The sequence below is a fragment of the Blastococcus sp. SYSU DS0533 genome (genome assembly GCF_054050775.1).
The window spans coordinates 324,345-334,723 of the sequence record NZ_JBJGZZ010000003.1; the positions used below are offsets into that span (position 1 = coordinate 324,345).

Consider the following 10,379-nt stretch of genomic DNA (forward strand, 5'->3'; position numbering starts at 1 on the left):
CCCGCCGGGCGGCGCGGCGACCGCCCCGCCAGGATGGTGTCGGGCACCGCCGCAGCGATCGAGGGAGGCCGCATGTGCCACGACCAGGACAGCCGGCCGCCGGCCCCGCCGAGCACCGGCCCGGTGGGGGAGCGCACCTCGGGCACGCTGACGGCGGCCGACGGCACCACCTTCTCGGCCGCCACCGCACTGCCCGGGGGGCGCGCCCGGGCGGGGGTGGTGGTCCTCCCGGACATCCGGGGGCTGCACCCCTACTACGTCGCCCTGGCCGAGCGGTTCGCCGAGGCGGGCCTGGCCGCGGTGGCCATCGACTGGTTCGGCCGGACCGCGGGGGTGTGCGCGGAGGGCGTCCGGCCGGAGGGCTTCGACTGGCAGGCGCACATCCCGCGCACCACCCACGAGGGCATCGACGCCGACGTCGACGCTGCCATCGCCCACCTGCGCGAGCGGGCCGGCGCGGACCTGCCGGTGGTGGCGGTCGGTTTCTGCTTCGGCGGCAGCCACGCGTGGCGGCTGGCCGGCGGTGACCTGGACCTCGCGGGCTGCGCCGGTTTCTACGGTCGCCCGGCGCTGGTGGGCGACGCCGCCGACCGGGCGCACCTGCCCACGGTCCTGCTCGTCGCCGGCGCCGACACCGCGACCCCGGTGGCCGAGCAGCTCGCCCTGGCCGACCGGTTGCGGGCGGCGGGGGCCGACGTCGACGTCGCCGTCTACGACGGGGCGCCGCACTCCTTCTTCGACCGGGCGCACGGGGAGTGGGCCGACGCCTGCCGCGACGCGTGGGAGCACGTGCTGGCCCTCGTCGACCGCGTGGCCCGGGTGTGACAGCCCCTGCGCCGCGGGCGCCCGGTGCCCGCGGCCGACGTCCCGTGGCGGCGGCCGACCGGCGCGCGGACCCCTGCGCCGACGGTCTCCTACGCTGGGTCGGGTGAGCGGCCAGCCGATCGATCCCGGAGTCATCGAGCTCGCCGGGCGGGTCTTCGACCTCGCCCGCGGCGGGCACACCGACGAGCTCTCCGCGTACGTGGACGCCGGCGTGCCGGTGGACCTCACCAACGACAAGGGCGACACCCTGCTCATCCTCGCGGCCTACCACGGCCACAGCGGCACGGTCGCGGCGCTGCTGGAGCGCGGCGCCGACCACGCCCGGGCCAACGACCGCGGGCAGACGGCGCTGGCCGCGGCGGTGTTCAAGCAGTCGGCCGGGACGGTGCAGCACCTGCTGGCCGCCGGCGCCGACCCCGACGCGGGCGGGCCCAGCGCCCGGGAGACCGCCGCGTTCTTCGACCTGCCAGCCATGACCGCGCTCCTGGACACCCGGGCCTGACGGGCTCGGGGCAACCGGTGCGGCCGCGGGCGACGGAGGGGGAGACGGGCGTGGCAGCACGTGGTGACCGACCGGAGACGGGGCCACCGCCGCTGGTCCGGCCGGAGGAGCAGGGCACGGGACCGGCCGGCGCACCGCGAACCGCCGGGGCGGAGGTCGGCGTACCCCTGCCCAGGCCCGAGCCGGGCCTGCCCCGCTGGCTGCTGCTGGTCGGCGGCGCCGCCGCGGCCACCATCGCCATCGCCGGCCTGCAGGCGGTCGCCTGGCTCGTGGCGCCGGTCTTCCTCGCCCTCGTCGTCGTCATCGCGCTCACCCCGGTGCAGCGGTGGCTGCGCCGCATGGGTGCGCCGCGCTGGCTGGCGACGACGGTCCTGCTCGTGCTCGTGTGGGCGGTGCTGCTCGCCTTCGTCGCCCTGCTGGTGGCCTCGGTCGCCCAGTTCGCCGCCCTGCTGCCGGACTACGCCGACCAGGCACAGGTGCTGATCAACGACGTCGTCGACGACCTCAACAGCCGGGGGATCGTCTCCGGGCAGCTGTCGGACCTCGTCGAGCAGATCGACTACGGCTCGCTGGTCGGGCTGGCCACCGACCTGCTGAGCCGGCTCACCGACGCGGCGACCACGCTGGTCCTCCTGCTCTCGGCGCTGGTCTTCATGGCCATCGAGAGCAGCGGCTTCGGCCGGCGGCTGGCGCTGATCGGGGCCGAGCGCCCCCACCTGCCGGTGGCCATGACGCTGTTCACCCGCGGCACCCGCAGCTACCTGCTGGTGAGCACGGTGTTCGGGGCCATCGTCGCGGTGGGTGACACGATCGCCCTCGCGCTGCTCGACGTGCCGGCGGCGCCGCTGTGGGGCCTGCTCGCCTTCATCACGAACTACGTGCCGAACATCGGTTTCCTGCTGGGCGTCGCCCCGCCCGCGGTGCTGGGGCTGCTCGCCGGCGGCTGGGGCGACTTCGTCGCGATCCTGGTCGTCTACTCGCTGCTCAACTTCGTCGTCCAGACCCTCGTCCAGCCACGCTTCGTCGGTGACTCCGTGGGCCTGTCCATGACGGTGACCTTCGTGGCGCTGCTGTTCTGGGGGTGGGTCCTGGGTGCGCTCGGTGCGCTGCTGGCCATCCCGCTGACCCTGCTGGTCAAGGCGCTCATGGTCGACGTCGACCCGCGGGGCCACTGGCTCGACGCGCTGCTCCGCGAGGAGCCGCGGGCCCCGCGCACCATGCGGGCCCGGCGGCGGATGGCCGACCGGCACGCCGCGCTGGCGTCGATGCGGCGGCTGCACCACCACCCCTCCCGGCGGTCGGCGGCCGCCGACTCGGAGGAGGAGACGCCGACCCCGGCGGGGCGGTCCTGACCGCGCCGGAGCTCGTCGTCCTCGTCGGCCTGCAGGGCAGTGGCAAGAGCACCTGGGTGGCGGAGCACCTGGCCGGCACCCACCACGTGGTCAGCAAGGACCACTGGCCCAACGCCCGGCGCCGCGAGGCCCGCCAGCAGCGGCTGGTCGCCGAGCTGCTCGCCGCCGGGCGCAGCGTCGTCGTCGACAACACCCACCCGGCGCGGGAGGACCGGGCGGCGCTGATCGCCCTGGCCCGCGACGCAGGGGTGCCGGTGCGCGCCGTGTGGCTGGACACCCCGCCGGAGGTCTGCCTGGCCCGCAACGACGCCCGCACCGGGCGCGCCCGCGTCCCGCTCGTCGGCATCCACGCCACCCGGGCCCGGTTCGTGCCGCCGTCGCCCGACGAGGGCTTCGACCGGGTGGACGTCGTCCGGCAGGGGCCCGCGGGGCCGGGGGTGCTCCCGGGCGGGCACGGGCCGGTGGACCTTGTGACGGCGGCCGCAACCGGCGGCCGTAACGTGTCGGGCGCAGCTCGCCGCGCGCCGGGGCCGTCCGCCCCGGTGACCGCCGGCATCCGAGACGAAGGGAACGACATGACCGAGGCAGGTACCACGGCACCCCGCGTGGCCATCGTGACCGGCGGGGCCCGCGGCATCGGCGCCGCCACCGCCCAGCGGCTGGCGCAGGACGGCTTCGCCGTCGCCGTCCTGGACCTGGACGAGGGCTCGGCCAAGGGCACCGTCGAGGCGATCGAGGCCGCCGGTGGCCGCGCGCTGGCCGTCGGCGCCGACGTGAGCGACGCCGCGCAGGTGGAGGCCGCCGTCGAGCGGATCGTGGCCGAGCTCGGCCCGCCCACCGTCCTGGTCAACAACGCAGGCGTGCTCCGCGACAACATGCTGTTCAAGATGTCCGAGTCCGACTGGGACATCGTCATGAACGTGCACCTCAAGGGCGCCTTCCTGATGACCCGCGCGGCGCAGAAGCACATGATCGACGCGAAGTGGGGCCGGATCGTCAACCTGTCCAGCACCTCGGCGCTGGGCAACCGCGGCCAGGCCAACTACTCGACGGCGAAGGCGGGCCTGCAGGGCTTCACCAAGACCCTCGCCATCGAGCTGGGCAAGTTCGGCGTCACCGCCAACGCGATCGCGCCGGGCTTCATCGAGACCGAGATGACCAAGGCCACGGCGGACCGCATCGGCATCCCCTTCGACGACTTCATCAAGGGCGCCGCCTCCCAGATCCCGGTGGCCCGCACCGGCAAGCCCGAGGACATCGCGCACCTGGTGTCGTTCTTCGTGAGCGAGGGCGCCGGCTTCGTCTCCGGACAGGTCGTCTACGCCGCCGGCGGGCCGAAGGCCTGAGAGGACCGGACGATGTGCGCTGGCGCCCACTTCCAGGACTGAGAAGTGGGCGCCAGCGCACACCATCGACCGGCGAGAGCTTCCCGTAGGAGGAGAACCGTGCCCGAGCAGCAGTCCGTCCTCGTCGAGCGCCGCGGTGCGGTGCAGGTCATCACCATCAACCGGCCGGAGGCCCGCAACGCGCTCGACGGGGCCGTGGCCCGCGCGGTCGCCGCCGCCGTGGACGAGCTCGACGCCGACGGCGACCTGCGGGCCGGCGTGCTCACCGGGGCGGGTGGCAGCTTCTCCTCCGGGATGGACCTCAAGGCCTTCCTCCGCGGGGAGAGCCCGTCGATCGAGGGCCGGGGGCTCTGCGGGATCACCCGCACGCCACCGCGCAAGCCGCTCGTCGCGGCCGTCGAGGGCTGGGCCCTGGCCGGCGGCTTCGAGCTGGTGCTCGCCTGCGACCTCGTGGTGGCCGGCCGCGGCGCCCGGTTCGGGGTGCCCGAGGTCAAGCGCTCGCTGGTCGCCGCCGGCGGCGCCGCGCTGCTGCTGCCGCAGCGGGTGCCGCGCGCGGTCGCGCTCGAGCTGCTGCTGACCGGCGAGCCGGTCGACGCCGGGCGCGCGGCGGCCGTCGGGCTGGTCAACCGGGTGGTCGACGACGGCGGTGCGCTGGATGCCGCCGTCGCGCTCGCCGAGGTGATCGCCGCCAACGGCCCGCTGGCGGTGGCGGCCACCAAGCAGGTCGTCCTCGAGGCGCCGTCGTGGCCGGCGGAGGAGGCGTGGGAGCGGCAGGAGCGGATCGTCCGCCCGGTGTTCGGCTCGGAGGACGCCCGTGAGGGCTCCACCGCCTTCGCCGAGCGCCGCCCGCCGGTGTGGCGCGGCCGCTGAGGCCCGCCCCACCCTCCGGATGATCAGGAGACCTGATCGCCGGGAAGGCGCGGACCGCCGGGGGGCGTTGCAGCAGGTGTGACCCGCTCCGCTCTGCGCCTGCTCGTGCTCGGTGACTCCCTCGGCTACGGCACCGGCGCCGCCCGGCCCGCCGACGCCCTCGGACCCCGGCTGGCCCAGGCGCTGGGCGAGGACGGGTTCGACGTCGATCTGCACGTCCTCGCCGTCCCCGGCGCCGTCTCGGGAGGGCTGGCCGATCAGGTCAGCCGGGCCCTGCCGCTCTCGGCGGACCTCGCCGTCGTCGTCATCGGGGCGAACGACCTCGCCCGCTTCGTGCCGGCCGAGCAGGCCGCGACGGCGCTCGCGGCCGCGGTGACCGCGCTGCGGGCCGCCGGCACCGACGTCGTCGTGGTGCCCGCGCCGGACATGTCCATGGTCCCGTTCGTCCCGCCGGCCCTGCGGGCGCTGGTCCGCGGCGCCTGCGCGGTGCTGCAGCGGCGGCAGGAGCAGGTCGCCCTCTCCGGCGGCGCCACGGTCGCGCCGGTCGCGGCCGAGGTCGCCCACGCCTTCGCGGCGGACCCGGCGCTGTTCTCCGCGGACCGCTTCCACCCCTCCTCGGCCGGCTACGCGCGGATCGCCGAGGTGCTCGCGCCGTCGGTCCTGGCCGCGGCCCGGGCCCGGCGGGACGATGCCGCGGCCTGACGGTCTCAGGCCCGCTGCGGGGGCCGCACCAGCCGGGCCGACAGCGGCTCGACGAAGCGGGTCAGCAGCGGCCCGGTCACCGCGAGCACGAGCACGTACCCCGTGGCCACGGGGCCGACGGCGGGGATGCCGGCCGTGACCGCCAGCCCGGCGATCACGACGGAGAACTCACCGCGGGCCACCAGCGCGGTCCCCGCGCGCAACCGGCCCGGGACCGCGACGCCGTCGCGCGCGGCGGCGAACCAGCCGGTGCCGATCTTCGTCACGGTGGTGACGGCGGCCAGCGCGAGCGCCGCGGGCAGCACCGGCAGGATCGCGCCCGGGTCGGTGGCCAGGCCGAAGGCGACGAAGAAGGTGGCGGCGAAGAGGTCGCGGAGCGGGCCGAGGATGGCCCGGGCCCGCTCGGCGAACGACGCCGGGAGCGCCAGCCCGACGAGGAACGCGCCGACCGCCGCGGACGCCCCCAGCGCCTGCGCGGCGCCGGCCACCAGCAGGGTCAGCCCGATCAGCCGCAGCATCACCTGCTCGTCGTCGTCGTGGGAGAGCAGCCGGCCCAGCCGGTGGCCGTGCCGCTGCGCCGCCAGGAGGACCAGGAGCACCGCTCCCACGGCGAGCCCGACGCCGGCGACCGCGGACATCGGGCCCTGGCCGGCGAGCGCCACGACGAGCAGGGGGAGGAACAACGCCATCGCCAGGTCCTCGAGCACCAGCACCGAGAGCACCGCCGGGGTCTCCCGGTTCGCCAGGCGCCCCAGGTCGCCGAGCAGCCGCGCGATGATCCCCGACGACGAGATGTAGGTGACCCCGCCCAGCGCCACCGCCCCCTGCCACGGCAGCCCGAGGAGCAGCCCGGCGACGAAGCCGGGCGGGCCGTTGAGCACCAGGTCCACGAGCCCGGACGGCGCGTGCCGGCGGAACGACGCGAACAGCTCGGTGGCGGAGAACTCCAGGCCCAGGGTCAGCAGCAGCAGGACGACCCCGATCTCCGCGGCCGCCTCCAGGAACGGGCCGGCGTTCTCCACCGGCACCAGGCCGCCCTCGCCGACCGCCAGAGCCGCCAGCAGGATGAACGGGATGGGGGAGAGCCCCAGCCGCCGGGCCAGCAGCCCGAGGGCCGAGAGGCCGAGGAAGAGCAGCCCCAGCTCCAGGAGCAGGGCGGCGACGTGGTCCACCGCGGCCCTACTCCTGGCCCGCGAGCCGCCGGTCCAGCTGCTCCAGCCCGGCCGCCGAGCCGATGGCGACCAGCACGTCACCGGCGAACAGCGGGTCACCGGGCGAGGGCGAGGGGACGACGTCGGCGCCGCGGACGATCGCCACCACCGAGCAGCCGGTGAGCGTGCGCGCCCGGGTGTCGCCCAGCGTCCGGCCCGCGAACGGGGAGTCCGGGCGTACGGTGATCCGCCCGGACTCCAGCCCCGGGACCTCGCGGGAGAGGTCGGCGAACCGCTGGGTCAACCGCGGCGCCCCGAGCACCTCGGCCACGGCGTCGACCTCCTCCGGGTCCAGCCGGAAGGTCTCCCGCGCCTGGTCGGGGTCGCGCCGGTCGAACACCGCGATCTCCGCGCCGCCCTCACGCTGCACGACGATGCCCAGCAGCTGGCCCGACCGGGTGCGCAGCTGGTACCGGACGCCGACACCCGGCAGCAGGGTCTCCTCGAGCTCCACGTCGGGCATGGTCGCAGACCCGCCCTCAGCCCAGCCGGTCCGCCAGCAGCTCGGCGAGGTGCCGCCCGCGCCGGCCGGCGAGCTGGTCGAGCTGGGTGCGGCAGGAGAAGCCGTCGGCCAGGACGACCGCGTCCTCGGGGAGGTCGCGGACGGCGGGCAGCAGCTGCTGCTCGGCGACGGCGACCGACACGTCGTGGTGCCCCCGCTCGACGCCCCAGTTGCCGGCGAGGCCGCAGCAGCCGCCGAGCCGGGTGACGCGGGCACCGGCCTGCTGCAGCAGCCGGGCGTCGGCCGACCAGCCCAGCACCGACGCGTGGTGGCAGTGCGGCTGGGCGACGACCTCCAGGCCCTCGAGCGACGGCGGCGTCCAGCCGGGGGTGTCGCGCAGCACCTCGGCGAGGGTGCGGGTCGCCGCCGCCACCTGCTCGGCCTCGGCGCCGCCGACGAGCTCCAGGGCCTCGCTGCGCAGCACCGCCGTGCAGGAGGGCTCGATGCCGACGACCGGCACGCCGGCGGCGGCGAGCGGGGCGAGGGTGCGCACGGTGCCGCCGAGGATGCGCCGGGCCGCGTCGAGCTGACCGGTGGTGATCCAGGTGAGCCCGCAGCAGGTGTCCGCGCCGGGCACCTCCACCCGGTAGCCGGCGGCCTCGAGCACCCGCGCGGCGGCGAACGCCACCTCGGGGGCGAAGTGGTCGGTGAACGAGTCCACCCACAGCGCGACCCGCTGCCCGCCGCCGGCCTGCGGTCGCTGCGCCCACTGCTGCCGGAAGGTGCGCGGCGCGAAGGCCGGCACGGGGCGCCGCTGGTCGATGCCCGCCCCCCACTTGGCCACCGAGCCCACCAGCGCGGAACCGAGCATCGCGTTGACCAGGCGCGGGGCGCGGGCGACCAGGTCGGACCAGAACGGCAGCCGGCCCAGCGTGTAGTGCGAGCGGGGCCGCAGCCGCCGCCGGTAGGACTGGTGCAGCACCTCGGCCTTGTAGGAGGCCATGTCGACGCCGGTGGGGCAGTCCGACGAGCACCCCTTGCACGACAGGCACAGGTCCAGCGCCTCGTGCACCTCCGGCGCGCGCCAGTCGCGCACCGGGCCGCCCGGGGCGAGCATCTCCTGCAGCACGCGGGCGCGGCCGCGGGTGGTGTCCTTCTCCTCTCGCGTGGCCGGCCAGGACGGGCACATGACGGCGCCGGTGGACTGCAGGTCGGCCCGGCACTTGCCCACGCCCGTACAGCGGTGCACCGCCGCCGAGAAGTCGCCGCCGTCGTGCCGGTAGGCCAGCGCCAGGGGGCGGCGGGAGGTCGAGACCAGCGGCGGGGCGGCGGCGATCCGGACGTCCTCGTCGAGCGGTGCCGGGCGCACCAGCACGCCCGGGTTCAGCACGTCGGCCGGGTCGAAGACCGCCTTGACCTGCGCGAAGAGGTCCAGCGTGGCGGGGGAGTACATGTGCGGCAGCAGCTCGCTGCGCGCCCGCCCGTCGCCGTGCTCGCCGGAGAGCGACCCGCCGTAGCCGGCGACCAGCCGGGCGGCGTCCTCGACGAAGGAGCGGTAAGCCGCCCGGCCGCGGTCGGGCCCCTTCCCGAACGGGAAGTCGATCCGCACGTGCACGCAGCCGTCGCCGAAATGGCCGTAGGGCACGCCCTGCAGGCCGTGGCCGTAGAGCAGCGCTTCGAAGCCGCGCAGGTACTCGCCCAGCCGCTCCACCGGCACGGCGGCGTCCTCCCAGCCGGCGTGCGCCGGGCGGCCGTCGGAGGTGCGGTTGGCCAGCCCCGCGCCGTCCTCCCGGATCCGCCAGATCGCCGCGGCGTGCGCCGGGTCGGTGACGACGAGGGAGTCCAGCGCGCCGGCGTCGGCCAGCACCCCCCGGGCCTTGGCCTGCACCTCGGCCACGCTGTCGCCGGTGAGCTCCACGATCAGCCAGCCGTCGCCCCGCGGCAGCTCGGGGACGACGGCGGCGGGCACGTCGCGCAGCCGCTGCACGATCCGCTGGTCGAGGCCCTCGACCGCGGTGGGCTCGTGGGGGAGCAACCCGGGGGTGGCGTCGGCGGCGTCGGCCATGCCCGGGTACCCCAGCACCACGAGGCCGCGGACCGGGGCGTCGGCGACCAGGCGCACGGTGGCCCCGAGGACGACGGCGAGCGTCCCCTCGCTCCCCACCAGCGCGCGGGCCACGTCGAAGCCGCGCTCGGGCAGCAGGTGCTCCAGCGAGTAGCCCGACACCTGCCGGCCGAACGTGCCGAGCTCGGTGCGCATGGTCGCGAGGTGCCCGGCGACGAGCCGGTGGAGGTCCTCGAGCACCCCCGGTGCGGGCTCGGTGCCCGGCCCCAGCCGCAGGCGCGTGCCGGTGCCGGTGACGACGTCGAGGCCCACGACGTTGTCCGACGTCCGGCCGTAGCCCAGTGCCCGGGAGCCGCAGGCGTTGTTGCCGATCATCCCGCCGATCGTGCAGCGGTTGTGCGTGCTCGGGTCGGGGCCGAAGCGCAGGCCGTGCGGCCGGGCGGCGGTCTGCAGCGCGGCCTGGACCACGCCGGGGTCGACCGTCGCGGTCCGGGCCTCCGGGTCGATGCCGTGCACACGGTTCAGGTGGCGGCTGGTGTCGAGCACCACGCCGGTGCCCACGGCGTTGCCCGCGATCGACGTCCCCGCGCCGCGGGCGGTCAACGGCACGCCGAGCGCGCGGCAGACGTCGAGGGCCGCCACGATCTCGTCGGCGTGGCGCGGCCGCACCACGGCCCGGGGGAGGACGCGGTAGAGCGACGCGTCGGAGGAGTACAGGGCCCGGGCCAGGCCCGAGTCGTCGACGTCCCCGATGCCGGCGCGGCGCAGCTCGGCGACCACCGCCCGGCCGTCGTCGGTGCGCGTCGTCGTGTTCGCGGCCGGTGCGCTCATGCTGCCGAGTCTGGCGGGCCCGTCCCGGACGGGGGCGGCCGGCCCCCCCGGTCGGGCGGGGGGGGGGGGGCGCGGGGGGGGCGGGGCGGGGGGGGGGGCGGGCCGGGCGCGCCCCCCCCCCCCCCCCCCCCCGGGCCGGTCACGCCAGATGCGCACCTAGTATCACCTCCGACGCCGGCCACCGTGCCACGGGCCACCCGCCGGGTCCCCCACCCGGGGCAGCCGGCCCGGTC

General features: G+C 76.7%; 9 protein-coding genes. 6 read left to right on the plus strand and 3 right to left on the minus strand.

Translation table 11 applies throughout. From position 1 onward, the window contains the following. Positions 1–72 precede the first annotated feature (72 nt). The 6 genes from ACI79W_RS06460 to ACI79W_RS06485 all read left to right on the plus strand — a co-directional run bounded on the left by ACI79W_RS06460 (position 73) and on the right by ACI79W_RS06485 (position 5,597). A complete protein-coding gene (locus ACI79W_RS06460; RefSeq protein ID WP_456561247.1) occupies positions 73–825 on the plus strand; it encodes a dienelactone hydrolase family protein in 753 nt (250 codons plus the stop codon). A 103-nt stretch (positions 826–928) separates the two neighbouring features. Next, positions 929–1,327, plus strand: a complete 399-nt coding sequence (locus tag ACI79W_RS06465; RefSeq protein ID WP_456561248.1) for an ankyrin repeat domain-containing protein — start codon at positions 929–931, stop codon at positions 1,325–1,327. 50 nt (positions 1,328–1,377) lie between these two features. Continuing rightward, positions 1,378–2,679: an AI-2E family transporter gene (locus ACI79W_RS06470; protein ID WP_456561249.1), complete on the plus strand. Its 1,302-nt coding sequence runs from the start codon at positions 1,378–1,380 to the stop codon at positions 2,677–2,679. Continuing rightward, the gene (fabG, locus tag ACI79W_RS06475) at positions 2,676–4,025 is read left to right on the plus strand and encodes a 3-oxoacyl-ACP reductase FabG (protein WP_456561258.1); all 1,350 of its coding nucleotides are present in this window, start codon (positions 2,676–2,678) and stop codon (positions 4,023–4,025) included. The genes ACI79W_RS06470 and fabG overlap by 4 nt, the downstream gene beginning before the upstream one ends. A 99-nt stretch (positions 4,026–4,124) precedes the next feature. Then, positions 4,125–4,895, plus strand: coding sequence for a crotonase/enoyl-CoA hydratase family protein (locus ACI79W_RS06480; protein WP_456561250.1), 771 nt, complete (start codon positions 4,125–4,127; stop codon positions 4,893–4,895). Between the two features lie 78 nt (positions 4,896–4,973). Beyond that, positions 4,974–5,597, plus strand: coding sequence for an SGNH/GDSL hydrolase family protein (locus ACI79W_RS06485; RefSeq protein WP_456561251.1), 624 nt, complete (start codon positions 4,974–4,976; stop codon positions 5,595–5,597). A gap of 5 nt (positions 5,598–5,602) precedes the next feature. On the opposite strand, the gene ACI79W_RS06490 is transcribed toward ACI79W_RS06485, so the two are convergent. Genes ACI79W_RS06490 through ACI79W_RS06500 form a run of 3 tightly spaced genes read right to left on the minus strand, consistent with a single transcriptional unit; the run spans position 5,603 to position 10,146 of the window. Then, positions 5,603–6,769 carry a cation:proton antiporter gene (locus tag ACI79W_RS06490; protein WP_456561252.1) on the minus strand — a complete coding sequence of 389 codons (1,167 nt, stop codon included), beginning with the start codon at positions 6,767–6,769 and terminating at the stop codon, positions 5,603–5,605. A gap of 7 nt (positions 6,770–6,776) precedes the next feature. Next, on the minus strand, positions 6,777–7,271 hold the full coding sequence (locus ACI79W_RS06495; RefSeq protein WP_456561253.1) for a cation:proton antiporter regulatory subunit: 495 nt from the start codon (positions 7,269–7,271) through the stop codon (positions 6,777–6,779). 16 nt (positions 7,272–7,287) lie between these two features. Beyond that, positions 7,288–10,146 carry an FAD-binding and (Fe-S)-binding domain-containing protein gene (locus tag ACI79W_RS06500; protein WP_456561254.1) on the minus strand — a complete coding sequence of 953 codons (2,859 nt, stop codon included), beginning with the start codon at positions 10,144–10,146 and terminating at the stop codon, positions 7,288–7,290. Between the last annotated feature and the right edge of the window lie 233 nt (positions 10,147–10,379).